A 23,423-nucleotide genomic window follows, 5' to 3' on the forward strand; every position below is an offset into this window, starting at 1 on the left:
GGCGGCACACCATGGTGGTGGGGCGCGGGCTCGGATGCAGGGGGAGGCGGCAGCGAAGACATGCCTTTTTTTATCAGGGCAGGGTCGAAGGCGGGGTGAAACGTGCGGTCGGTGGGCGCGGTTGTGCGCGCACCGACCGGGGCGTTGCGGGAGGCAGCAACCGTGGGTCGCCACCTCGGCCAATCAACCCGCGAGCTGCTGCTTGACCAGCTTGGACACCAGACCCATGTCGGCCTGGCCGGCGAGCTTGGGCTTCAGTGCGCCCATCAGCTTGCCGATGTCGGCCGGGCTGGCGGCACCGGTTTCGGCGATGGCGGCCTGGATGGCGGCTACGATCTCCGCTTCGCCCAGCTTGGCCGGCAGGTACTGGTCGATCACCAGGATTTCCTCGCGCTCGATCACGGCGAGGTCTTCACGGTTGGCCGCTTCGAACTGGCTGACCGAGTCCTTGCGCTGCTTGACCATCTTTTCCAGCACGGCCAGCACGGCGGCGTCGTCCAGCTCGATGCGCTCGTCCACTTCACGCTGCTTGATGGCGGCGTTGATCAGGCGGATGACGCCAAGACGGTGCTTCTCGCCGGCCTTCATGGCGGCCTTCATGTCGTTGGTGAGCTGCAGTTTCAGGCTCATGGAACACCTCGTATCGGTCAAAAGAGCGGGGAGGGACCCCGACAGGCTGGAACGCAAAAAGCCGGTAACGCTCGCGCGTTCCGGCTTCGGCTCCGCCGCGACAGACACAGGGCCTGCCGCATCGAAGTTGCGTAGATCAGTACAGGCGCTGACGCTTGGTGACGTCGCGCGAGGAGCGACGCAGCTGACGCTTCACAGCAGCAGCAGCTTTACGCTTGCGCTCCTGGGTCGGCTTTTCGTAGAACTCGCGCTTGCGGGTTTCGGCCAGCACGCCGGCCTTTTCGCAGGTGCGCTTGAAGCGACGGAGCGCAAACTCGAAGGGCTCGTTCTCGCGGACTTTAACGCTGGGCATGGAATCTCCGGGACACAGTAGAACCGGGTCACACCCGGTGAGAGCCGCACATTATAGCGGCGGCAAAAGAAGTTGCAACCCACCCCGGCGAACTTCTTGGCCACAGGTGGTGTCGGGTGGGCTGGCGGTAACGCTGCCGGGGCCTCAAGCGGTCCATAATACGCGTTATGCGAGTCCTTGGTATCGAATCTTCCTGTGATGAGACCGGCGTGGCGGTGTATGACACCGACCTGGCCGGCCCGGACGCACTGCGCGCCCATGCGGTCTATAGCCAGATCGCCCTGCATGCCGAGTACGGCGGGGTGGTGCCTGAATTGGCCAGCCGCGACCACGTGCGCAAGCTGCTGCCGCTGATCCGCCAGACCCTGGCCGACGCCGGGATGGGCGTGTCCGATATCGACGGGGTGGCCTATACGGCCGGCCCCGGGCTGGTCGGGGCGCTGCTGGTCGGGGCGGGCGTGGCCCGGTCGCTGGCCTGGGCGCTGGAGGTGCCGGCGGTCGGCGTACACCATATGGAAGGGCATCTGCTGGCCCCGCTGATGGAAGACGACCCGCCGCAGGCGCCGTTCGTGGCCCTGCTGGTGTCCGGTGGGCATACCCAGCTGGTCGCCGTGGACCGGATCGGCCAGTACCGCCTGCTTGGCGAGACCCTGGACGACGCCGCCGGCGAGGCCTTCGACAAGACCGCCAAGCTGATGGGTCTGCCGTACCCGGGCGGACCGCAGCTGGCCGCGCTGGCCGAGCGCGGCACCCCGGGCCGGTTCAAGTTCACCCGCCCGATGATCGATCGCCCGGGGCTGGATTTCAGCTTCTCCGGCCTGAAGACCCAGGTGCTGCTGGCCTGGCGTGACAGCGACCAGAGCGAACAGACCCGCGCCGACATCGCCCGTGGCTTTGAAGACGCGGTGGTCGACACGCTGGCCATCAAGTGTGAGCGCGCGCTGGATGCGGCCGGCACCGATGTGATCGTGGTGGCCGGCGGCGTGGGCGCCAACAAGCGCCTGCGCGCCAAGCTGCAGCAGATGGCCGCCCGCCGTGGCGGCCGCGCCTGCTTCCCGCGCCCGTCGCTGTGCACCGACAACGGCGCGATGATCGCCTTCGCCGGCGCCCTGCGCCTGCAGGCCGGCCAGCACAACCCGCCGCAGGTACAGGTCACCCCGCGCTGGGACATGGCGACGCTGCCGGCGGTGTAAGTACGCCGCCGGTCAGGGCGGGCGATTGCGCAGCAGCGGGGTCACGGCCTCATGCCCGGCCATCCAATTGGCGGTACGTGTGCAGCGCAGTGCCACTAGCCGCTGGATGGCGGCGAAATCCTCGGCCAGGGCGCGCGCGAAGATGGGTTCATGATGGGCGATGCGGTTGCGCAGCCGCCGCATCTGCTCCAGATCGTTGTGTATGCGTGCGCGGGTGACATGCCGGGGCGCAGCGGTGTTGGCGCCGGGAAGCACGGTCCCCATGCAACGCGACCACACCCGTACGTCGAACCGCTGCGTGAACATCTTCTGCCAGAACACGAAGCTCAGCGTGGGAATGACCTGCGGGGTGCCGTGACTGCAGCGTGCGACCGCGCGCTGCAGCTCGCGGCGTGGGTTGTAGCCGCTGGTTGGACTGGGCAGGCTGTCGGCGAAGCCCTGCACCCACGGCCAGCGTGGTCCGTGAATCCGGGTCAGTGCATCCGAAACCGCGTTGCGGATGACCACTTCACCGATGTGCAGCGGAATCAGGAAAGCGGCGGAGATGCGGGCATTCCACACGTACAGTTCAAGCGGGGTACTGCGGACATCAAGGCTGGCTACGGCGTTCTCGTACGTCCCCATCCGGTCGGCTGACAGCGCCCGCTTCACGGCATCCTCGATCTGCATGGTCACGGCATCCCTGGTCCCTGCTGACGATCGAGACTACGAGTGTGGCCAGATGCCGGGCATCGGGAATCCGGCCGTGGTGTGGTTGTTCTGACTACCCTTTTTCATCATTCGATTGCCGCGTTCAATTGACGCATCGCAAACAACGCGCCCCGTCCCGTTTTGCGTCAACAAAGGTTGACGTGGTCGTGTCGGCCCCGTAATTTTCTGCCTACGCGCCACCGGGACTCGCGGATGGGAATCCCATCTCCCCCCGGGGACAAGAGGTAAGCAAAGGGTCCCGAAAGGGGCCCTTTGTCTTTTCCGCCTCGGGCGCTGCACCACGGCGCCTGCCCCCGGTTCCCGGCACGTTCCGGGCCGGCCCGTTACCATGTCCGACATCTTCCACGTGGCATGGCTATGGACAAGGTATTCATCGAAGGGCTCGAGATCGATGCCCTGATCGGCATCTACGACTGGGAACGGCGGATCCGCCAGACCCTGCGTTTCGACCTGGAAATGGGCTTCGACAACCGCCGCCCGGCTGCCAGCGACGACATCGCCGATACGCTCAACTACAAGGCGGTGAGCAAGCGGATCGAGCAGTTCGTGCGCGAGTCCGACTTCGGCCTGGTGGAAACACTGGCCGAGCGCATCGCCGAGATCGTGCTGCGTGAATTCAATGTGCAATGGCTGCGCCTGAAACTGAGCAAGCCCGGTGCGGTGCGCGGCGCGCGCGCGGTCGGGGTGATCATCGAGCGCAGCGCGCAGGATCTGGCAACCCCCTGATAACCCGGAACGGAGATCGATACACGATGTTGGATGCGGTAGTGGCAACCCGGTGGCTGGACAGTGTGCAGCAGACCCTGGAACCCTGGCCTTGGGCCTACACCCTGCTGGTGCTGGCCGCGTTGGCGCTGGCGGCCTGGCTGGCCAACTTCGTCACCAAGAAGGTGCTGTTGCGCGGCCTGCGCAAGCTGGTGAACCGTTTGCCCGGGCACACCCCCGGCAACGAAGGGGGCAACAACCTGCGGGTGATCTCGCGGTTGTCCAACGTGGTGCCGAGCATGGTGATCGCCGCCGGCATCCGCATCGTGCCGGACCTGCCGGTGGAGCTGGTCGACTTCGTCATCGGCGCCTGCCGGGCGTGGGCGGTGCTGACGGTGGCGCTGGCGGTGTCGCATGCGCTGGATGCGGCCAATGACCTGTACGAGCGCCGCCCGGACGCGCGCAACAAGCCGATCAAGGGATACCTGCAGGTCGTAAAGATCGTGGTGTTCGTGATTGCCGGCCTGTCGATCGTGGCCACCCTGCTGGGGGTCAAGCTTGGTCCGCTGGTCACCGGCCTCGGCGCGGCCACCGCGGTCCTGATGCTGATCTTCCAGGACACCATCCTGTCGCTGGTGGCCAGCGTGCAGATCAGTGGCGATGGCCGGGTGCGGCTGGGCGACTGGATCGAAATGCCCAGCCAGAACGCCGATGGCGATGTCATCGATATCGCCCTGCACACCATCACGGTGCAGAACTTCGACAAGACCATCACCACCATCCCGACCAAGAAGCTGGTGACCGAGTCGTTCAAGAACTGGCGCGGCATGCAGGAAGCGGGCGGGCGCCGGATCAAGCGCGCGCTGTACCTGGACCAGCACAGCGTCGGCTTCGTCGATGCGCCGATGCTGGTGCAGCTGGAGCAGTTCGCGGTGCTGGGCGATTACCTGCGCGACAAGCAGGCCGAGCTGCAGCAGTGGAACGCCGGGCTGCAGGCCAAGGGCGTGGCGGCGGTGAACGCGCGCCGGGTCACCAACCTGGGCACGTTCCGCGCGTATGTGGAGCGCTACCTGCAGCAGCATCCGGGCATCCATACTGACATGACGCTGTTGGTACGGCAGTTGCAGCCCACGACCCAGGGCCTGCCGCTGGAGATCTACTGCTTCACCCGCACCACCGCCTGGGGCGAGTACGAGGGCATCCAGTCCGATGTGTTCGACCACCTGCTGGCGACCTTGCCGGCCTTTGGCCTGCGGGTGTTCCAGGAATCCAGCGATGCGATGTTGATGGCCGGGCAGCAGCGTCTGGCCTCGCCGGAGTAAGCTCCTGAGCCCCCGTTGCCGTGCTCGCGGCAACGGGGTTCTTCCCAGGGGGAAGAAAAATGAACGCCAAAATCATTCACAACGGGTCCGGGAACGCTAGAATCCCGGCCTTGTAAACGTTTTCATAAGGACAGCCGGTGGCCGCCGATCGTATCGAAACCCTCATTGCCAAGATGACCGTCGAAGAAAAAGTCGGCCAGCTGGGTGTGTTCGCCGACATGGTCCGGCCGTTCGCCCCGGACGTGAATCCGGAAGCCAACGTGCTCAACGCCGACCAGGTGCTGCAGCAGGTGCGCGAGGGCAAGGTGGGGTCGCTGTTCAACGGCGTCGGCGTGGAAGCCGGCCGCCGCATCCAGCAGGTCGCGCTGGAAGAAAGCCGCCTGGGCATCCCGGTGATCCTGGCCGCCGATGTCATCCACGGCATGCGCACCGTGTTCCCGATCCCGCTGGGCGAAGCGGCCAGCTTCGAGCCGGACCTGGCCGAGCGCACCGCCCGCGCCACCGCGGTGGAAGCCACCGCTGCCGGCCTGCACTGGACCTACGCACCGGCGGTGGACATCGCCCGTGACCAGCGCTGGGGCCGCGGTGCCGAGGGCGCCGGTGAAGACGTGGTGCTGGGCTGTGCGTTCGCCGCCGCCCGTGTGCGTGGCTTCCAGGGCCCGGACCTGCGTGCCGCCGATGCGCTGCTGGCCACGCCGAAGCATTTCGCCGCCTATGGCGCGGTGATGGCCGGCATGGAATACAACATGGTCGACATTTCGCCGCAGACCCTGCGCGATGTGCACCTGCCGCCGTTCCAGGCCGCCTTCGAGGCGGGCGCGCTGACGGTGATGTCCTCCTTCAACGACATCAACGGCGTGCCGGCCAGTGCCAATGCCGAACTGCTCACCGACATCCTGCGCGGGGAATGGAAGTTCCCGGGCGTGGTGATCTCCGATTACACCGCCGACATGGAGCTGGTCGCGCACGGCTATGCCGCCGATGACCGCGACGCCACCGCCAAGGCCTTCACCGCCGGTCTGGACCTGAGCATGCAGAGCGGCTTCTATGCCGAGCACCTGCCGGGCCTGATCGAAAGCGGCGAGGTGCCGATGGCCACGCTGGACGAATCGGTGCGCCGCATCCTGCGCCTGAAGGATGCCATCGGCCTGTTCGACGACCCCTACCGGTCGCTGGACCTGGACCGTGAAGCGTCCACCGCGCATATCGCCGCGCACGATGAACTCTCGCGCGATGCCGCGCGCCGTTCCATCGTGCTGCTCAAGAACACCGACGCGGTGCTGCCGCTGAAGAAGACCGGGCAGAAGATCGCGCTGATCGGCCCGTTCGTGCAGGACCGCGACAACATCGAAGGCTGCTGGACCCTGTTCGGCGACAAGTCGCGCTACGTCAGCCTGGAAACTGGCTTGCGTGAGGCGATCGGCGATGCATCGCTGCTGGAAATCGTGCCCGGCTGCGACCTGGAAGTGGCTGTGCAGGACGGCATCGAGCAGGCCGTGGCGGCTGCACTGCGCGCCGATGTGGTGGTGCTGGCGCTGGGCGAACCGCAGCGCTACAGCGGTGAAGCGCAGTCGCGCGTGGAAATCACCCTGCCGGCCGCGCAGCAGGCGCTGGCCGAAGCGGTGGCGATGACCGGCAAGCCGCTGGTGGTGCTGCTGCGCAATGGTCGCGCGCTGGCACTGCAGGGCGCGGTGCGCAATGCGCACGCCGTGGCGATCACCTGGTACCTGGGCACCCAGACCGGGCATGCGGTGGCCGATGTGCTGTTCGGCGACTACAACCCGTCCGGTCGCCTGCCGGTGAGCTTCCCGCAGGTGTCCGGCCAGCAGCCGTTCTTCTACAACCATCCGCGCACCGGTCGCCCGGAACTGCCGACCATGTCCGAGTTCAAGGCGCGCTGGCGCGAGATCCCCAACGAGGCGCTGTACCCGTTCGGCCACGGCCTGGGTTACACCACCTTCGGCTACGGTGTGCCGCAGCTGAGCAGCGACACGCTGGGCTGGGACGACACCCTGACCATCACCACCACGCTGACCAACACCGGTGCGGTGGCCGGCGAAGAAGTGGTGCAGCTGTATATCCACGACCGCGTGGCCAGCCGCGTGCGGCCGGTGCGTGAGCTGAAGGATTTCCGCAAGGTAGCGTTGCAGCCCGGCCAGAGCACCGAGGTGCAGTTCACGCTGGATCGCCACGCGCTGGGCTTCACCGGTCGCGATGGCGTGTTTCGTGCCGAACCGGGCCAGTTCGAGTTGTGGGTGTGCGCCTCCTCGGCCAGCGGTGAGCCGGTGATCTTCGAGCTGCTGGCCGGCTGAGACGGCGGGGCGGCCACGCCGCCCCGTAGAGCCGACCGTTGGTCGGCTGCCGTGCTGCCTCGCCGACCGTTGGTCGGTTGCCGTGCCTGGACGCGTGATTAGCGTTGCGGAAGCAGCCGACCAACGGTCGGCTCTACCCGTTGGTCGTCGCCGGCGGCAGGCGGACTGGTCATCATCGGCGGCTGACGTAAACGCGGTTACGCTGGCGCCCTCGCGATATCGACGGAGCCGAGCATGCGTGTGATCCGAATCCTGTTACCCACCCTGTTGCTGGCCGCCTGTTCGCAGCCGGCGCCGCCGGCGGCGGACGCCGCTGCACCGGCTACCTCGCCACCGGCGACCACCGCCACGCCCGGGGATGACGTGCCGGCCGCCGGCCTGTCGCCGGATGCGGTGAATGCCGGTGCCGAACCTGCGCCGGATGCCGCCACCCAGGCACCGCCCAATGGCAGCCCCGAGGCGTCCGATGCGATCGACACCGAAGAGGGCGAGGGCGATGCCCGCCAGCGTATTGAAAAACTGCTCGGCGACGCAGACGCGTACGAGGCGCTGTTCAAAGACCTGCAGCGCGGTGTCGCCGCCAACGATGCCAATGCCGTGGCGGCATTGATGCGCTATCCGCTGCTGGTGCATGTGGGCGGCAAGAAACGCCAGGTGGCCGATGCGGCCACGTTCAAGCGCGAATACAGCCAGATCGTCACCCCGGAGATCGCCAAGGCGATCGCCGCGCAGACCTTCGATGGGCTGTTCGTGAACTGGGAAGGCGCGATGATCGGCAAGGGCCAGGTCTGGATCGGCGGCAAGTGCCTGGACAAGGACTGCACCCGCTCGGACGTCAAGGTCATCACCGTGCAGGATTGACCGGCGCTGCCCGCCCTTCCGGCCTCGAGGACCGGGAGGGCGGGCAGGTCAGGATCACGCCTTGGGCGTGAGCTTCAGCAGGCGCCCGTTCTTGCCGTCTTCCAGCAGCCAGATCGCACCGTCTGGGCCCTGCTCCACTTCGCGGATGCGCTCGCCCATGTCGAAGCGTTCGGCTTCATGCGCGCTGTCGCCGTCGAAGGCCACGCGCACCAGCGCCTTGGACGACAGCCCCCCGATAAAGCCGCTGCCCTTCCACTGCGGGAACTGCGTCCCGCTGTAGATGATGAAACCGGCCGGCGAAATCACCGGGGTCCAGCTCACTTTCGGCGCGGCGAATTCGGGGCGGGTGGCGTGGTCGGGAATATCGCTGCCGTCGTAATGGTTGCCGTTGGACACGATCGGATAGCCGTAGTTGGCGCCGCGCTCGATCAGGTTGAGTTCGTCGCCGCCGGCCGGGCCCATCTCGTGCACCCACAACTTGCCGCGCGCATCGAAGGCGATGCCCAGTGCATTGCGGTGCCCCAGCGACCAGACCTGTGCGGCCACGCCGCCCTGCGAGGCGAACGGGTTGTCGGCGGGCACGCTGCCGTCGTCGTTCAGGCGCACGATCTTGCCGAGGTTGCTGGCCATGTCCTGGGCCGGATCGAACTGCTGGCGTTCGCTGGAGGTGATCCACAGTTTGCCGTCCGGGCCGAACGCCAGGCGATGACCGAAATGGCCCTTGCCGTCCACCTTGGGCGTCTGCCGCCAGATCACCTTCAGGTCCTTGAGCGTGCCGCTGCCATCGGCGCCCAGGACCAGACGCGCGCGCGCCACCGCGGCACCCCGGGTATCGCCTTCACCGGCTTCGGCATAGCTGACGTAAAGCAGCTGATTGCGGGCGAACTGCGGGTGCGGCAGCACGTCGCCGAACCCGCCCTGGCCGCCATAGGCCACCTTGGGCAGGCCGCGGATGTCGGCTCGCGTACCCGTCTTGAGGTCCACGTGCTTCAACGTGCCGGCCTTCTCGCTGACCAGCAGGCTGCCGTCGGGCAGGAAGCTCATCGCCCAAGGCTCGTCGAATTTGGCCACTTCGGTGGCGGCGAAGGGCCACTGCGCCTTTTCCAGCACGGGGGCGGCGGCCTTGTCGGCGGCCACGCAGGCGGTGGTGAACAGCGGCAGGGTAAGAGTGACGGCGAGCGAAAGCAGGAGCTTGCGGGTCATTGGGGATCTCCGTAGGGGGATGCGATGGCCAGCCATGGTTGTACAGCATGCCCATCAACGCGGCGTGGACCATACGTCATCCCGGTAGGCGCGCGGGCCCGGATCGGCTACCGTTGCCGCGGGCCGCCCGTGGGGTGGCAGGTGCGGCATGCCGCCATCAAATGGAGTTGGATCAATGAAGCAACAGGTGCATAAACCCTCCCCGGCGTTCATCGCCGCCTCGTGGGCGGCGCTGCTGCTGGGCGCGGCGGCTTATCTGGTCGGTCTGTTCAACGCGGAAATGGTGCTCAACGAAAAGGGCTACTACCTGACCCTGCTGTTGTTCGGGCTGTTCGCGGCCGTCTCGCTGCAGAAGAGCGTGCGCGACCGCGTCGAAGGTATTCCGGTCAGTGGCCTGTACTACGCGCTGTGCTGGTTCGCGCTGCTGGTGTCTCTGCTGTTGCTGCTGGTGGGGCTGTGGAACGCCACGCTGCTGCTGAGCGAGAAAGGCTTCTACGGCATGGCCTTCGCGTTGAGCCTGTTTGGCGCGGTGGCAGTACAGAAAAACACCCGCGACCTGATGGCCGCGGGTGCCGATGCGCGTGCGATTCCGCCGCTGCCCAGCGGCGAGTAACGCTGTCAGGCGTGTCGCGCGCTGCCTCAGGTACCGCGCGGCACGCCCTTGTCCACATGGGCCTGGCGCAGTGCGGTGGATTCATCCCAGCCGCGGCGCACCGCATTGCGCGCCTGTTCCCAGGTCAGCTTGCTCTTGCCGTGTTCCTGCGCCCAGCGCGTCTGCAATTCGGCTTCCACCTGCTCGTAGGCGCGGATGACATCGTCGGCGCGCGAGTGGTGACCGAGCTGGTAAGCCGGCTCGTAGTCGTCGAAGAACTGGGTGTTGTCGTAATACGGCTCGCTCGGAAAGCGCTCACGCCAATAGTCCGACACGGCCTGGCGCGGCACGCCGTCTTCCGGCACCCGGCCGGGAATCTGATAATCAGTAGGCATGTGGTAGCTCCGGTTGGGTGAGGTTCCAGCCTATCCAGACGCCGGTTAACGCAGCGGACCGGCGGAGTGAATGACAGATCAAGTGCCATTCACCGCGCAGGCGTGGTTCAGCCCAGCGGCTCCTTGCGCGGCAGTTTGTAGATGACCGCACCGACGGCGAAGGCGATGCCGGCGGCGGCGATGTTCTGCCAACTGGCGCTGACGAACAGGGCCACGCACAGCAACAGCGCCAGGATCGGGATCAGCGGGCCGCCGGGTAGTTTCAATGCACCGGGACGGTCGCGGAAACGCCGTGCCAGCACGAGCACCGCAGCGGCGGTACCGATGTAGGCAAACAGGCGCGTGGTCATCGACAGCAGTGCCAACTGCACGAACGAACCGGACAGTGCCAATGCCAGCGCGATCAGGCCCTGGGTGATGATCGCCGCGGCCGGCGTGCGGAAGCGTGGATGCACCTGCGCCAGCAGCTTGGGCCCGTAGCCGTCACGGGCCAGCGCAAACAGGAAGCGCGGCCCCATCATCATCGTGTTGCTGTTGGTGCCGAGGATGGAGATGGTGGCGCCGACGGTGAGGATCAGCGCCAGGGCCTCGCCGCCGAAGCTGGAGGCCGCATCGGCCAGCGGCGTCGGTGAACTGGCCAGGCCGGCCAGGGTACCCTGAGCGACCAGCTGCACTGCCCCGTAGATGACGGTGACGCTGACGATCATGGTAATCAGCGCGAACGGAATATCGCGGCGCGGGTTCTTGTACTCACCGGCAGCGGCCGGGATGTTCTCGAACCCGGCGTAGGCATACAGCAGCAGCAACGCGGCCTCGCCCATGCGCTGCAGGTCATGCGGGTCCGGGCGCACGCCGGAGAAGGCCAGGTCCATGTCCACGTAGAACGCGCCGATCGCCACGAACAGCAGCAAGGGCACCAGCTTGCCGATCACCAGGATCACCCCGGTGCGTGCGGCCGAGCGCACCCCGGCCACGTTGACGGCGGTGAGAAAGCCCAGCGACACCACGATGATCGCCACCCGGCCCAGGTCATGCCCGGCCCACGGCCAGAACCGCGCCACTGCATCGGCCAGCGCATTGCTCAATGCTGCCGCCGAGCTGATCCGGGTCAGCCAGATCATCCAGCCGATCTCGAACCCGGCAAACCGACCGAACGCCTCACGTGCATACAGGTAGCTGCCGCCGGGCTCGTCGAAGTAACTGGCGGCCTGGGCATAACAGAGCACCAGCAGCGCGACCACGATGCCGGCCGCGACCACGCCCCACAGGCTGAAGGGGCCGAGCAGGGCGACGGTGGCGGCCGGCAGCAGGTAAATGCCGCTGCCGATCACATCGTTGATCGACAGCCCGACGATCTGCCAGCGGCTGACCGCGCGTTCCAGTTGCGGATCGGCCGGTGTGCTCATCGCGTGTTGTCCTGCTGTGCCGGCAGATTCCAGTCGTATTGCAGCTGCTGGTACTGCGCGCGCGGCAGCAGCACGAACAACGGACGCTGGGCCGGGTCCAGCCAGGCCAGCAGGCTGCGCATGTGCTCGGGCTGCATCGCCGTGCAGCCTGCGGTCGGCTCACCGGGCGTGCGCCACAGGTGGGCGAAGATACAGCTGCCACGGCGGGGTTCGGCCTTGGGGTTGTGCTCGATCACGAAGCCCTCGCGATAGCGCACATCCCCCTTGTTGTGCAGGTCCAGCCGCATCGGCTCGGTGGAGCCTTCCACGGCGTCGGCGCCCACCGCCTCGGCATCGACGATGCGGTTGTAATACGGCGAATCGGGAAAGTCCATGCAGTAGCTGCTGGCCTGCATCGGCTGGTAGGGCAGGGCCGTGGTGATCTTTGGTGCATAGCCGAAGGCCGGACCGATGCTGAAGATGCCGGCCGGGCTACGGCCATCGCCTTCCTGTTTTACCGGGTCCCCTGGCTTTATCGGGTCGCCGGGCGGATGCGCGGCAGCGCCCTGGGCCGGCAGCACGCCCACGCCCCAGGCGCTGCCGTTGCGGCCCACGGCCACCTCGAATGCGTCACCGTGGGGCGCCCAACCCTTGGGCGTGCGCACATAGGCCTGCAACCGGCCCTGGGTGGCGTCCCAGCCCTCGGTGGTGACCACGATCATCTGGTGGTGGTCCTGCAGTGGGCCCACCGCCGGGGTGAGCGCGGTGGCAGGCAGGGCGCTGGCGGCCAGCACGACGGCGAAGACGGAGCGGAACAACGGCAGCATCGTGGCGGACTCCAAAAGACCAGGTGTCGATCAGGTGTCGATCAGGTGTTCGATCCGTTCCAGGTTCACCCCGAGCTGGCGGTGGCGGTCCGGGTTGGCGTGGCACAACAGCACGAAGACGAAATCCAGCAGGGACTGCAGCGAAGAACGGTACAGCAGTTGCGCCACGTGCGGCGCCGGGTCGTGCGCGCACACCACCAGCGAGGCATCGGCGTGCGCGCGCAGCGGGTTGGCGCTGTGCCGGGTGATCGAGATCACCTTGCCGCCCATGTCCTGGAACTGGCGCGACAGCTGGAACAGCTGCGGCAGCTTGCCAAACTCGGAGAACACCAGCATCGCATCGTTGGCGCGCGCGGCCGACAGGTTGGCCATCATCAGGATCGGGTCGGCGTGGTGCACGGTGAGCATGCCCAGCAGCGACAGCCGCATGGCGAATTCGCGTGCGTACAGGCCGTCATCGCCCAGACCGTAGACGAACAGCTTGGGTGCGGCATCGATCAGCTGCACGATGGCTTCCACGTCGGCCTGCGGATTGGCCAGCCGGGTTTCCTGTTCGGCGGCGGCCTTGCTCAGCCGCAGCCGTTCGGCGATCTGCGCGTAATCGTTGGCATCGGCCGGTGCAGGCGGGCGTGACTGGGGATCGCTACCGGCGCGGGCGACCGCCTCGCCGATGGAGTACTTCAGATCCGGATAGCCCTTGAAGCCCAGCTTCTGGCTGAACTTGACCACGCTGGACTGGCTGATCCCCAACGCGCTGGCCAGCTGCTGGGACGAGTAATCGCGCAGCAGGTGGGCGTTGTCGAGGATGAAGTCGGCGATGCGGCGTTCGATCGCCGACATGTGGTCACGCTCGGAGCGGATTTTCACCAGGGGCGGCATGGAAAGGGCATCAGGTCCGTTGGGGAGAGCATACGCAATGCGGCCGGTAGAGCCGACCGTTGGTCGGCTGCACAGGACAGGATCGCGCGAAGAGCAGCCACCCATGGGGTGGCTCTACCGCAGTAATGCAGACGGTCACCACCGCGGCGGCGTGATCATCTCCAGCCCGCGTACTTCAGTGATGCCCAGTCCCGGTGCGTCGCTGATGGTGATCTCCGATTCGTTGAAGTTGACCCCGCCGGTGACCGGGTTGAACTGCCCCAGCGAGGGGCCGTCCAGGTCCACCTTGGTGATCACATCGCTCTTGGCCACCGCCAGGTGCACGGCCGCGGCCACGCTGATGCTCGACTCGATCATGCAGCCGATCATGCACGGCACGCCGTAGATCGCGGCGATGTCGGCGATGCGGATCGCATTGGACAGCCCGCCGGTCTTCATCAGCTTGATGTTGATGATGTCCGCCGCGCGCTGCTGGATCAGGTCGACCACCTGGCCGGGATTGAACACGCTCTCATCGGCCATCACCGGCGTGTTGACCCGGTCGGTGACGTACTTCAGCCCACTGATGTCGGCCGCCTTGACCGGCTGCTCCAGCAGTTCCAGCACCACGCCGGCCTCTTCCAGGGCGCGCATCGCGTGCACCGCCTGCTTGGCGGTCCAGCCCTGGTTGGCATCCAGGCGCAGCAATGCACGGCCCTGCACCGCCGCATGGATCGCCTTGACCCGCTCGATGTCCAGCCCGATGTCCTTGCCGACCTTGATCTTCAGCGACTCGAAGCCGCGGTCGATGGCCGACAGCGAATCGGCCACCATCTTGTCGATGTAGTCCACGCTGATGGTGATGTCGGTGGTGATCACCGGATCGCCGCCGCCGAGCATGCGGTACAGCGGGGCGTTGTGCAGCTGCGCCCACAGGTCGTACACCGCGATTTCCACCGCGGCCTTGGCGCTGGTGTTGCGCTCCAGCGAGGACTGGATCAGCGCGCACACGCGGTTGAGGTTGGCCACGTCCTGGCCGATCAGGCGCGGCTTGATGAAGCTGTTGATGGCCTCAATGATCGAGCCGTGGGTGTCGCCGGTGATCACCGCCGTCGCCGGGGCCTCGCCGTAACCGGTGTGGCCGCTGTCGGTGCGCACCAGCACCACCACGTCCTCGACGGTGTCCACGGTGCGCAGCGCGGTCTTGAAGGGGGTTTTCAGCGGCACGCGCAGCATGCCCAGTTCGATGTCGGTGATCTTCATTCAGGGGTCTGTGGCCGGATGCGCTGGATGTTGGTGATACGGTCGATGTAGCTGACGGTGTCGCTGGCCATCATCGGCTCCAGCGGGGTCACCGACACGCCGTTGAGATGGGCCTGCACGCGGGTGCCGTCGGCGCCGAACCAGCTGCCCCCGGTGGTGTCGTGGATCATCCAGGTGCGGCCGTCGAGATGGCCGAGGGTGACCATCACGTGCCCGGGGATGTAAACCAGGTCGCCGACCTGCAGCTGTTCCACCGCCGCGGTGCGCTTGGCCTGGCCGTCCTTTGGATCGAAGGCGATGCGGTCCAGCGCCGGGCTGACCGCCTGGGCGCTGGTGTTGCGCGGCACCAGCACGCCGAAGCTGCGGTAGATCTCCGAGACGAAGCCGCTGCAGTCGCGGGTGTCGTAGTCGTGGCCCCAGCCGTAGCGTTCGCCGAGGAACTTGAACGCCTGGGTGATCAGGTTGCGCGGGGTCAGGGGCAGGTAATCGGCGGCGCTGTCCTGCGCGCGCGGCAACAGCGCCGGTACCAGCGACAGGCGGCCGTCGTCGTTGCGCACCGGCAGTTGCACGACGTAAGCGGCATGCGCCTGCTGGCCGTTGACGGTCTTGTCCTGCGGCCAGTCGGCGATCACCGGCAGGCGCACGCCCATGTCCAACTGCAGACGCGACACGCGGGGTTCCTCCGGGGTATGGGCGGTGAAGGCGGTAGCGCCGGTGATGACACGGTACGGACCGCGCTGGGCGTAACCGAGCACGGTGGCCGCATCGCCGAGGCCGACGAAGCGCTTCTCGATCCATGCCGAATAGCGCTCGCTGGTGATGAACAGCCAGTGGCCATCGGCGCTCTCATGCAGCACCGCTACCGCATCGCCCGGAAACAGCGCCGATTCCTGGAAGCGGTCGATATCGGTATCGCCCTGTGTGGTGAACACCCGCAGCGTGGTCGGGAACGCGCGCAGGGCGGCGCGGTGGGTGACCAGGCCGTACTGCGCCGGACGCTGGGCCGGAACCGCGTCCAGGGCGAGGTTGGCCACGGTGGCGCCGCGCTGGGCGGCGCTGATGCCCTGGCCGTCCGCGCCGTACAGCGGTTTGGCCGGCCAGGTCGACAGGGTTTCGATCGCGGCCAGCACCTGTGCCCGCGGCAGCTGTGCCGGCAGGGCGCGCAGGTCGTGGATGGAGCGGTCTTCGGCACGCATCCGCGCGTTCTGCGCGGCGATGCCGGCGCGGTCCAGGATGGGCTGGTCGGCGTTGGGCGCGCGCTGGGCCCAGAAGCCGGGCGCCAGATAGGCTTCGCGCAGGCCGATGACCCCGCCAAAGTCGGCGTCGGCCAGCGGGCGTGGCGCCTCGGCAGCGGCATGACCGGTGGCAAGCAGGGCGGCCAGCAGAGCGCCGGCCAGCCAGGACGGCCGCGCAGGGCGGTTGGGGGAAGCCAGGATCCTCAAGCGGTCACCCTCCTCGGAAGCGTCAGGAATATTTATTCCTTTTTTCATCGAAAGCAAGAATAAATTATTGACCGCCTATCGGGCCCGTGTTACACAGCGATTACCACCCGCACCTGGGAAGTGTCGCCGTGGATTTCGCTGCACGCAAACCGCGTTTGCTCCGTTTCGCCCGCTGGCGCGCCGCAGCCTGTCTGCTGTTGGCGCTGCCGCCGCTGTGCGCATGGGCCGGCGCTTCGCTGCCGGAGGTGATCGCGCAGATCGACCGCGGTGCGTTCGCCACTGCCACCGCGCAGATCGATGCGGCCCTTCACGACACCACGCTCAGCGCTGCCACCCGCCACGACTTGACCTTCCAACGCGAGCGCATGCGCCGCATGCAACTGGACTTCACCCTGGATGCCGACGCGGCCAAGGCGCTGCTGCGCCGGCAGATCCCGGACCTGCGCGATGACGAGTTCGCGCGCTGGGATGCGGCCGGGTTGATCGAACACCTGGATATCGATGGCCAGCGCCGCTACTTCAAGCGTGCGCCATCCAACCTGTTCCGCATCAGCGCTGAAGCACGCGCCCGGCGCACGCCGGATGTGCCATTGCCGACCGACGGGCCCTTCGAGATGCTCGGCCCCCACCACGAAGAAATCGTCGCCGCTGCCCGCGCCAGTGGTGCCACCAGCGTGGTGCCGCGCCGCGTGGAGGTAACCCAGTCGCTGGTGGTCAAGGCCGATGCTGTGCCTGCGGGTGCGTCCGTCCGTGCCTGGATTCCGTATCCGCGCGCGATTGCCGGCCAGCAGGAAGATATCCAGTGGCTCACCAGTACCCCGACGGGAGCGCGCATCGCGCCGGAAAGCGCCCTGCAGCGCACTGCCTACCTGGAGCGCACGGCGGTGGCCGGCACGCCTACCCGGTTCCAGATCCGCTACGCGGTCACCGTGTACGCCCGGCATGTCCCGATCGATCCGGCCAAGGTTCTGTCCACGCCGAAGGACCCGGCACTGCAGCCGTTCCTGGCCGAACGCGCGCCGCATGTGCTGTTCACCCCGGCATTGCGCGCGTTCTCGCAGCGCGTGGTCGGTACTGAAACCAATCCGTACCGCATCGCGCAGAAACTGTTCGATGCGGTGGACCAGATTCCCTGGGCCGGCGCACGGGAATATTCCACGATCTCCAACATCAGCGACTACGCCCTGCACGCCGGCCACGCCGACTGTGGCCAGCAGACGCTGCTGCTGATCGCGCTGCTGCGCCTCAATGGCATCCCCGCGCGCTGGCAGTCGGGCATGGTCTACGCCGATGACGCGGTCGGGTACAACAACCTGCACGACTGGGGCGCGCTGTACCTGGCGCCGTATGGCTGGGTGCCGATGGATGTCACCACCGGGCGCCTGGACAGCCCGCAGCCGGCACTGCGCGATTTCTACTTCGGCGGGCTCGATGCCTACCGCATCGCCTTCAACGACGATTTCCAGCAGCCGCTGCAACCGGCAAAGCGCCATCCGCGCTCGGACACGGTGGACTCGCAGCGCGGTGAGGTCGAGTGGGCCGGCGGCAACCTGTACTTCGATCAATGGAACTACGACTTCCAGTCGCACGTGGTGCCACTGGGGGCAACGCGGTAAACGGCGGTACCCACGATTCCATATCTGCAGGAGAGAGCAGGGAATGAATGCACATCGATTGAAGCGGGCCGCGCTCTGCGTTGCCCTGGGGGCCTGCCTGGGCTCGGTCGCGCCCATGGCGATGGCCCAGGACGGCGCAGTGGTTGGCAAGCTGGTCACCGACTCGGGGCAACGCCTGGACAACGCGACGGTCACCGTGCGCAATCCGTCCACGGGATTTGTGCGTTCGGTGAAGGCCGAGGCCAATGGCAGCTACCGCATCCCGTTGCTGCCGGTGGGCACTTACGAGCTGGAAGTGGCCGTTGCAGGCGGGGCCCCGGCGCGCGTTGGGCAGGTCAACGTCGGCCTGGGCAGTGCCACTACGGTGAACGTGCCGGTCAGCGGTGTCAGCACGCTGGGCACGGTGCAGGTGCGTGCGCCGCAGGTGGTGTCGATGGTGGATGTGAAATCGACCGAATCGGCCACCAACATCACCCGCGAAGAACTCTCGCGGCTGCCGGTGGACCGGGACATCACCGCCGTGGCGCTGTTGGCGCCGGGGGCGGTGAAGGGCAAGGGATCGCTGGGCGGGCAGGGCATTTCCTTCGGCGGCTCCTCGGTGGCCGAGAACACCGTCTACATCAACGGCCTGAACGTCACCGACTTCTACAACCGGGTCGGCTTTTCCTCGGTGCCGTTTTCCTTCTACCAGGAGTTCCAGGTCAAGACCGGGGGCTACTCGGTGGAATTCGGGCGCAGCACCGGCGGCGTCATCAACGCGGTGACGCGCTCGGGCAGCAACGACTTCAAGGCCGGCGCGGAACTGGTGCTGGAGCCGCGTGCGTGGCAGTCGCAGGCACGTGACCGCTACGACGGCGACGGCAGCCGCTACATCACCGCCCGCCGCGATGACTATTCGCGCAGCGCGCTGAACGTGTTCGCCTCTGGTGCGCTGGTGCAGGACAAGCTGTTCTTCTTCGGCATGTACGAAGCGCGCGACTACATCCCCAACTCCACCAATGACGCCGGCACCGTGCTCAACCGTGGCACCGCCGACGATCCGTTCTGGGGCGGCAAGCTGGACTGGCAGATCACCGACAACCAGATGCTGTCGCTGTTCGGCTTCTCCGACAAAAGCGATACCGTCACCGACGTCTACCGCTACGACTACGACACCGGCCTGGCCGTGGGCGAGCGCACCAACCAGGTCTACAACACGGTGGGTGGAAAGAACTGGTCCGGTACCTACAGCTGGCAGGTCAGCAACGACCTGACCATGAAGCTGATGTACGGCGAGAACAAGCGCAACCGCACCCAGAGCAGCCTCATGGATGAGAACTGCAACCGCGTGTTCGACAACCGCACCGCCAGCCAGGGCGTGCCCACCGACCTGCAGGGCGACCGCAGCTGCACCAGCAGCTCGCAGCTGGAATCGGCGCTGGATACGCGCAAGGCCGCCCGCGCCGATTTCGAATGGACCCTCGGCAACCATCTGCTGCGCTTCGGCCTGGACCGCGAAGAGAACACCTCCGACTACGAGCGTGCCTACCCCGGCCCCGGTGGACTGCGCTACGACATCTATTACCGCACCCCGGGCAGCTCGCTCAACGGGGGCGTGGTGCCGGCCAGCGGACTCGTCGCGCGCACCCGCCGCTACGAAGTGGCCGGATCGTTCGAGACCATCAACTCGGCGTACTACCTCGAAGACAACTGGCAGGTCACGCCGAACGTCCTGCTCAACATCGGCGCACGCCTGGAAGGCTTCGACAACAAGGGCGGTGACGGCGATAGCTACATCAAGATCGACGACATGATCGCGCCCCGGCTGGGCTTCTCGTGGGACGTGCGCGGCGATGGCACCACCAAGCTATTCGGCAACCTGGGGCGATATTTCCTGCCCGTGGCCAATGTGATCAACATCAAGCAGGCCGGCGGCTTCCTGGACGAGCGCACTTGGTATGAATTCCTCGGTTACAGCGGCGCGTCCAACAACGTCCCCAACCTGGGCGGCCAGATCGGGCCGGTGGACAACTCGCAGGGCGACGGCAGCGTGCCGGACCTGCGCGCCGAAGTGAACCGCGACATGGATCCGGTCTACCAGGATGAAGCCATCCTCGGCTTCCAGCACATGCTCAGCGCATCGTGGTCGGTCGGCGCCAGCGTCACCTACCGGCGCCTGCACAACGCCATCGATGACATGAACATCACCGCGACTGGCCAGTGCGGGGCGATCGACGGCGTCTGGATCATGGGCAATCCCGGCCGCACCAACACCGTATGGGGCGACAGCGACTGCGACGGCAGCAACGATGCCTGGATCGATATCGACACCGCCCGCGAAGGCTGGGCACTGTACGACGACGACGGCAACTACGTCGGCCAGCGCGGTTGGGTCACGCCCAAGCGCGATTACAAAGCGCTGGAGCTGCAGGTGGATCGTGCATGGGACGGCACGTGGGGCTTCAATGCGTCCTACACGTTGGCCTATGGCCGCGGCAACGCCGAAGGACCGGTCAACTCCGACACCGACTTCGCCGATGCCGGTCGCACCGAAAACTTCGACAATCCGTGGGTCAACTATCGCGGCTACGGCTATCTGGCCAACGATCGCCGCCACCAGTTCAAGTTCCGCGGCAGCTATGCGCTGACCGAGAACCTCACGGTCGCCGCGACGCTGGGCGTGCAGTCCGGCAGCCCGATCACCCGCTTCGGTGCCGGCAACCCGTTCGACGCCACCGACTTCCACAGCTACTACGTGTGCGTCTCCAACTGCCAGGCTACGGTGCCGTCCGAGCGGGTGTTCGTACATTCCCCGCGTGGCGGTGACGGCCGCACGCCCTGGACCTACGACCTGGACATGAGCGTGGCCTACAAGATCCCGGTGCCACTGGATATCAACGTCAAGCTGGCGGTCTACAACGTGCTCAACCAGCAGCGCATCGTCTCGGTGGACCAGGATTATGAGCCGCAGGACAGCATCGGGACGCCCAATCCGTTGTATGGCTATGGCACCGGCTTCCAGTCGCCGCGGTATGCGCAGCTCACGGTGACCTGGAACTACTGATGGCATGGCCGGCATGACGCAGGCGGTGTGGACGGCGGTGCTGGTGGGGCTGGCGATGGCCACCGGCACCGTCGCGGCGTCACCGGCCGCGTTCGATCCGATGTTCGACCAGGCCCGGCAGCAGTACGCGCTGCCGGGCTTGGCGATGGCGGTGGTTGAAGACGGCCAGGTCATCTACCAGCGCACGGCCGGCGAGCGGCGCAGCGGCAGTGGCGAGGCCATCGACCCCGACACCCTGTTCAAGATCGCCTCCAACAGCAAGGCCATGACCGCCGCACTGCTGGCGCGGCTGGTCGACCGCGGGGCCTTGCGCTGGGACGATCCGGTGATCAGGTACCTGCCGCAGTTCCGCATGCACGACCCCTGGGTCACCCGGCAGATGCAGGTGCGCGATCTGCTCATCCACAACAGTGGACTGGGGCTGGGTGCCGGCGACTTGATGCTGTGGCCGGAACCCAACACCTTCACCCGCCAGGACATCATCGCCGGGCTGGCGCACCTCAAGCCGGTCACCAGTTTCCGCAGCGGCTACGCCTACGACAACCTGATGTATGTGGTGGCCGGTGAAGTGGCCGCCGCCGCCGGCGGCAAGCCGTATGACCAGTTGCTGCGCGAGGAAGTGTTCGTGCCGCTGGGCATGGACCGCTGCCAGGTCGGTGCGTGGTCGGTGGCCCACGTCGGCAACGTCGCCCAGCCGCATACCCGTCGCGACGGGCGCAACGTCGTGGTCCAGGCCGATGGCGATACCAGCCCGGACCTGCCTTCGATGGCCGCCGGTGGCATCCGCTGCAGCCTCAAGGACATGACCCGCTGGATGCAGGTGCTGCTGGACCCGACCGTGGTGCCGGGCTGGTTGGGCGCCGCGCAACGGCGCGCGCTGTGGACCGCGCACATGCCGATGCCGCTCGGTGCGCGTCAACGGCAGTGGGACAACGCGCACTTTTACGCCTACGGCTACGGCTGGCGCCTGTCGGACATGGACGGGCAGTGGAAGGTGGCCCACACCGGCACGCTGTCGGGCATGTACTCCTCGCTGGCGCTGTTGCCGGACCGCAAGGTGGGCGTGGTGATCCTCATCAACGGTGACGCCGAGGATGCACGCACCGCGCTGATGCAGGCCGCCTTGAAGCACTACACCGCGCCGGCGCAGGCTCGCGGTGTTCTCGATTACGCACGCCTGCTGCGGCAGGAACAACAGCAACGCACCGACGCCGGCCAGGTGCGGCCCGATACCCGCGCGCGGCGCCCGGCAGACCCGGGCGCTCCCCGCGACTGGCAGGGCCGTTACCGCGACCCGTGGCTGGGGCAGGCCAGCCTTTGCACACAGGGTGGGCAACTCCGCTTCAGCGTGGACAAGTCGCCCAGGCTCCAGGGCCGGGTGATGCAGCTCGGTAGCCGCTGGCTGGTGCAGTGGGATACCCTCGGGTCGGACGCCGAACCCTGGCTGCAGGTTGAGCCGGGCACACCGACAACGCTTACGTTGCGTGCCATCGACCCGGATATCGACTTCAGCTATGACTACCAGGACCTGCAGTTCACCCGTATCGGCGATTGCCTCTAGCACCGCACTGATCGCCCTGTTCGTCGCCTTTGGCGTGGCCGCCCAGCCGGTGCGGATCGCGCTGGTGCGCACCCCCGAACAGGCCGGCATGGTCGACATCCGCAGCCTCGCCCCGGATATCGACCTGGACCTGCGCTATGCCGGGGCCAACAATTTCACCGGTCGCCGCGTGCCCGGCTACGACGCCGCCAAGTGCTACCTGCTCAAGCCTGCGGCCACCGCGCTGGCCAAGGTCGAAGCGGATCTGCGTGCCGACGGCTACGGCCTGCGTCTGTTCGACTGCTACCGCCCCGCGCAGTCGGTGCAGGCCTTCGTGGACTGGACCAACGACCCGCTGGAACAGTCGCGCAAGGCCCAGCAGTATCCGGGCCTGGACAAGCCGGCGCTGCTCGGCGGCTACATCGCCCAGACCTCCGGGCACAGTCGCGCCGCTACCGTGGACCTTACGCTGGTGGATTGCCGCAGCGGCAGCTGCACCGCGCTGGACATGGGCACCGACTTCGACTTCTTCGGCCCGCGTGCGCATACCGATGCGCCCGATGTCACCCCGCAGCAGTATCTCAATCGGCAGAAGCTGCGCCAGGTGATGGGCCGCCAGGGCTTTGAGAACTACCCGCAGGAATGGTGGCACTACACCCTCACGCCCGAGCCGGACCCGCACACCGCCTACGACGTCCCCGTGCGCTGACCCCCGTGGCGGCAAGGTGGGCCGCTACACTGTGCGCTCACCGACCGCCCGGATCACGATGAACCTGCCGCTGCACTTTGGATTGCTCGGAACGCTGGAAGCGGGGCTTATCGCGCTGCTGGTCGGCCTGCTGGTGTATGCGCTGTGGCAGCGGTTGTGCCGCGCCGTTGGCTGGAACGCCGGGCACGCGATCGGCTGGGCGTGCGTGATCGCGGTGATCGCCTCGGCTGGCATCGACGCGTGGAAGCTGTTCTACATGGGCATCATGCGGCTGGAGTCGCCGCTGTATGCGCGCTTGTTCCTGGCCACTGTCCACGATCCGAACGAACTCGGCTCGCGGGTGGTGCTGGAAGTGGCCGGTGCGCTGTTCGGTGTTGCGGCAGGGTGGCTTCTGTTCAGTTCGCGCTCAGGCGAAAAAAACGCCAGCGACACCTGATTTTTCGTTTGCATCCGGTTAAATCCGG

General features: G+C 66.8%; 21 protein-coding genes. 11 read left to right on the forward strand and 10 right to left on the reverse strand.

All coding sequences use genetic code 11. The annotated features are described in order from the left end of the window. Nucleotides 1-183 precede the first annotated feature (183 nt). Both NR101_RS12070 and rpsU read right to left on the reverse strand, forming a co-directional pair. Nucleotides 184-630 (reverse strand): GatB/YqeY domain-containing protein, encoded by a 447-nt coding sequence (locus NR101_RS12070; protein ID WP_256775047.1) that lies wholly within the window; start codon nt 628-630, stop codon nt 184-186. 136 nt (nt 631-766) lie between these two features. Next, nucleotides 767-982 (reverse strand): 30S ribosomal protein S21, encoded by a 216-nt coding sequence (gene rpsU / locus NR101_RS12075; protein ID WP_002808376.1) that lies wholly within the window; start codon nt 980-982, stop codon nt 767-769. Nucleotides 983-1,149: 167 nt separating this feature from the next. Here rpsU and tsaD point away from each other — a divergent pair, with 167 nt between their 5' ends. Continuing rightward, entirely contained in the window at nt 1,150-2,175 is a 1,026-nt protein-coding gene (gene tsaD / locus NR101_RS12080; RefSeq protein WP_256775048.1) for a tRNA (adenosine(37)-N6)-threonylcarbamoyltransferase complex transferase subunit TsaD, read from the forward strand. Nucleotides 2,176-2,187: 12 nt separating this feature from the next. On the opposite strand, the gene NR101_RS12085 is transcribed toward tsaD, so the two are convergent. Beyond that, entirely contained in the window at nt 2,188-2,844 is a 657-nt protein-coding gene (locus NR101_RS12085; RefSeq protein WP_256775049.1) for a hypothetical protein, read from the reverse strand. Between the two features lie 399 nt (nt 2,845-3,243). On the opposite strand from NR101_RS12085, the gene folB reads away from it, so the two are divergent. The 4 genes from folB (at nt 3,244) to NR101_RS12105 (ending at nt 8,086) form a co-directional block, all read left to right on the forward strand. Beyond that, nucleotides 3,244-3,612 (forward strand): dihydroneopterin aldolase, encoded by a 369-nt coding sequence (gene folB / locus NR101_RS12090; protein ID WP_256775050.1) that lies wholly within the window; start codon nt 3,244-3,246, stop codon nt 3,610-3,612. Nucleotides 3,613-3,638: 26 nt separating this feature from the next. After that, on the forward strand, nt 3,639-4,913 hold the full coding sequence (locus tag NR101_RS12095; RefSeq protein WP_256775051.1) for a mechanosensitive ion channel family protein: 1,275 nt from the start codon (nt 3,639-3,641) through the stop codon (nt 4,911-4,913). A gap of 137 nt (nt 4,914-5,050) precedes the next feature. Then, a complete protein-coding gene (locus NR101_RS12100) occupies nt 5,051-7,225 on the forward strand; it encodes a glycoside hydrolase family 3 N-terminal domain-containing protein (protein WP_256775052.1) in 2,175 nt (724 codons plus the stop codon). 234 nt (nt 7,226-7,459) lie between these two features. Next, the gene (locus NR101_RS12105) at nt 7,460-8,086 is read left to right on the forward strand and encodes a hypothetical protein (RefSeq protein ID WP_256775053.1); all 627 of its coding nucleotides are present in this window, start codon (nt 7,460-7,462) and stop codon (nt 8,084-8,086) included. Nucleotides 8,087-8,140: 54 nt separating this feature from the next. Here the strand turns inward: NR101_RS12105 and NR101_RS12110 are convergent, their stop codons facing one another. Then, a complete protein-coding gene (locus tag NR101_RS12110) occupies nt 8,141-9,289 on the reverse strand; it encodes a PQQ-dependent sugar dehydrogenase (RefSeq protein WP_256775054.1) in 1,149 nt (382 codons plus the stop codon). Between the two features lie 175 nt (nt 9,290-9,464). Here NR101_RS12110 and yiaA point away from each other — a divergent pair, with 175 nt between their 5' ends. Next, nucleotides 9,465-9,902: an inner membrane protein YiaA gene (gene yiaA, locus NR101_RS12115; protein WP_256775055.1), complete on the forward strand. Its 438-nt coding sequence runs from the start codon at nt 9,465-9,467 to the stop codon at nt 9,900-9,902. Between the two features lie 26 nt (nt 9,903-9,928). On the opposite strand, the gene NR101_RS12120 is transcribed toward yiaA, so the two are convergent. The 6 genes from NR101_RS12120 to NR101_RS12145 all read right to left on the reverse strand — a co-directional run bounded on the left by NR101_RS12120 (nt 9,929) and on the right by NR101_RS12145 (nt 15,940). Next, a complete protein-coding gene (locus NR101_RS12120; RefSeq protein ID WP_256775056.1) occupies nt 9,929-10,276 on the reverse strand; it encodes a hypothetical protein in 348 nt (115 codons plus the stop codon). A gap of 107 nt (nt 10,277-10,383) precedes the next feature. Further along, the gene (locus NR101_RS12125) at nt 10,384-11,682 is read right to left on the reverse strand and encodes an amino acid permease (RefSeq protein ID WP_256775057.1); all 1,299 of its coding nucleotides are present in this window, start codon (nt 11,680-11,682) and stop codon (nt 10,384-10,386) included. Next, nucleotides 11,679-12,488, reverse strand: coding sequence for a L,D-transpeptidase family protein (locus NR101_RS12130; RefSeq protein WP_256775058.1), 810 nt, complete (start codon nt 12,486-12,488; stop codon nt 11,679-11,681). Before NR101_RS12130 ends, NR101_RS12125 begins: the two co-directional genes overlap by 4 nt. A gap of 30 nt (nt 12,489-12,518) precedes the next feature. Further along, nucleotides 12,519-13,367, reverse strand: a complete 849-nt coding sequence (locus tag NR101_RS12135) for a MurR/RpiR family transcriptional regulator (RefSeq protein ID WP_256775059.1) — start codon at nt 13,365-13,367, stop codon at nt 12,519-12,521. 135 nt (nt 13,368-13,502) lie between these two features. Beyond that, entirely contained in the window at nt 13,503-14,609 is a 1,107-nt protein-coding gene (locus tag NR101_RS12140) for a dipeptide epimerase (protein ID WP_256775060.1), read from the reverse strand. After that, the gene (locus NR101_RS12145; RefSeq protein WP_256775174.1) at nt 14,606-15,940 is read right to left on the reverse strand and encodes an SH3 domain-containing protein; all 1,335 of its coding nucleotides are present in this window, start codon (nt 15,938-15,940) and stop codon (nt 14,606-14,608) included. Before NR101_RS12145 ends, NR101_RS12140 begins: the two co-directional genes overlap by 4 nt. Nucleotides 15,941-16,263: 323 nt before the next feature. Here NR101_RS12145 and NR101_RS12150 point away from each other — a divergent pair, with 323 nt between their 5' ends. From NR101_RS12150 to NR101_RS12170, 5 genes are read left to right on the forward strand one after another with little or no spacing between them, the layout of a single operon-like run. Further along, nucleotides 16,264-17,667 (forward strand): transglutaminase domain-containing protein, encoded by a 1,404-nt coding sequence (locus tag NR101_RS12150; RefSeq protein ID WP_256775175.1) that lies wholly within the window; start codon nt 16,264-16,266, stop codon nt 17,665-17,667. 43 nt (nt 17,668-17,710) lie between these two features. Continuing rightward, entirely contained in the window at nt 17,711-20,710 is a 3,000-nt protein-coding gene (locus NR101_RS12155; RefSeq protein ID WP_256775061.1) for a TonB-dependent receptor, read from the forward strand. A 55-nt stretch (nt 20,711-20,765) separates the two neighbouring features. Next, nucleotides 20,766-22,271: a serine hydrolase gene (locus NR101_RS12160; protein ID WP_256775176.1), complete on the forward strand. Its 1,506-nt coding sequence runs from the start codon at nt 20,766-20,768 to the stop codon at nt 22,269-22,271. Beyond that, a complete protein-coding gene (locus NR101_RS12165; protein ID WP_256775062.1) occupies nt 22,225-22,959 on the forward strand; it encodes a M15 family metallopeptidase in 735 nt (244 codons plus the stop codon). The genes NR101_RS12160 and NR101_RS12165 overlap by 47 nt, the downstream gene beginning before the upstream one ends. Before the next feature lie 58 nt (nt 22,960-23,017). Further along, on the forward strand, nt 23,018-23,395 hold the full coding sequence (locus tag NR101_RS12170) for a hypothetical protein (RefSeq protein WP_256775063.1): 378 nt from the start codon (nt 23,018-23,020) through the stop codon (nt 23,393-23,395). Nucleotides 23,396-23,423: the final 28 nt, after the last annotated feature.

Source organism: Stenotrophomonas sp. Ste86 (assembly GCF_024519465.1).
Taxonomy (GTDB): domain Bacteria; phylum Pseudomonadota; class Gammaproteobacteria; order Xanthomonadales; family Xanthomonadaceae; genus Stenotrophomonas.

What these genes read in the sequence shown, in the direction of transcription:
- NR101_RS12110 (WP_256775054.1), bottom strand. Translation starts at nt 9,289, where the DNA reads ATGACCCGCAAGCTCCTGCTTTCGCTCGCCGTCACTCTTACCCTGCCG.
- rpsU (WP_002808376.1), bottom strand. Translation starts at nt 982, where the DNA reads ATGCCCAGCGTTAAAGTCCGCGAGAACGAGCCCTTCGAGTTTGCGCTC.
- NR101_RS12130 (WP_256775058.1), bottom strand. Translation starts at nt 12,488, where the DNA reads ATGCTGCCGTTGTTCCGCTCCGTCTTCGCCGTCGTGCTGGCCGCCAGC.
- NR101_RS12160 (WP_256775176.1), top strand. Translation starts at nt 20,766, where the DNA reads ATGGCCACCGGCACCGTCGCGGCGTCACCGGCCGCGTTCGATCCGATG.
- NR101_RS12170 (WP_256775063.1), top strand. Translation starts at nt 23,018, where the DNA reads ATGAACCTGCCGCTGCACTTTGGATTGCTCGGAACGCTGGAAGCGGGG.
- NR101_RS12120 (WP_256775056.1), bottom strand. Translation starts at nt 10,276, where the DNA reads ATGCCTACTGATTATCAGATTCCCGGCCGGGTGCCGGAAGACGGCGTG.
- NR101_RS12105 (WP_256775053.1), top strand. Translation starts at nt 7,460, where the DNA reads ATGCGTGTGATCCGAATCCTGTTACCCACCCTGTTGCTGGCCGCCTGT.
- NR101_RS12070 (WP_256775047.1), bottom strand. Translation starts at nt 630, where the DNA reads ATGAGCCTGAAACTGCAGCTCACCAACGACATGAAGGCCGCCATGAAG.
- NR101_RS12135 (WP_256775059.1), bottom strand. Translation starts at nt 13,367, where the DNA reads ATGCCGCCCCTGGTGAAAATCCGCTCCGAGCGTGACCACATGTCGGCG.
- NR101_RS12125 (WP_256775057.1), bottom strand. Translation starts at nt 11,682, where the DNA reads ATGAGCACACCGGCCGATCCGCAACTGGAACGCGCGGTCAGCCGCTGG.
- NR101_RS12155 (WP_256775061.1), top strand. Translation starts at nt 17,711, where the DNA reads ATGAATGCACATCGATTGAAGCGGGCCGCGCTCTGCGTTGCCCTGGGG.
- NR101_RS12095 (WP_256775051.1), top strand. Translation starts at nt 3,639, where the DNA reads ATGTTGGATGCGGTAGTGGCAACCCGGTGGCTGGACAGTGTGCAGCAG.
- NR101_RS12140 (WP_256775060.1), bottom strand. Translation starts at nt 14,609, where the DNA reads ATGAAGATCACCGACATCGAACTGGGCATGCTGCGCGTGCCGCTGAAA.
- folB (WP_256775050.1), top strand. Translation starts at nt 3,244, where the DNA reads ATGGACAAGGTATTCATCGAAGGGCTCGAGATCGATGCCCTGATCGGC.
- NR101_RS12165 (WP_256775062.1), top strand. Translation starts at nt 22,225, where the DNA reads ATGACTACCAGGACCTGCAGTTCACCCGTATCGGCGATTGCCTCTAGC.
- yiaA (WP_256775055.1), top strand. Translation starts at nt 9,465, where the DNA reads ATGAAGCAACAGGTGCATAAACCCTCCCCGGCGTTCATCGCCGCCTCG.
- tsaD (WP_256775048.1), top strand. Translation starts at nt 1,150, where the DNA reads ATGCGAGTCCTTGGTATCGAATCTTCCTGTGATGAGACCGGCGTGGCG.
- NR101_RS12085 (WP_256775049.1), bottom strand. Translation starts at nt 2,844, where the DNA reads ATGCAGATCGAGGATGCCGTGAAGCGGGCGCTGTCAGCCGACCGGATG.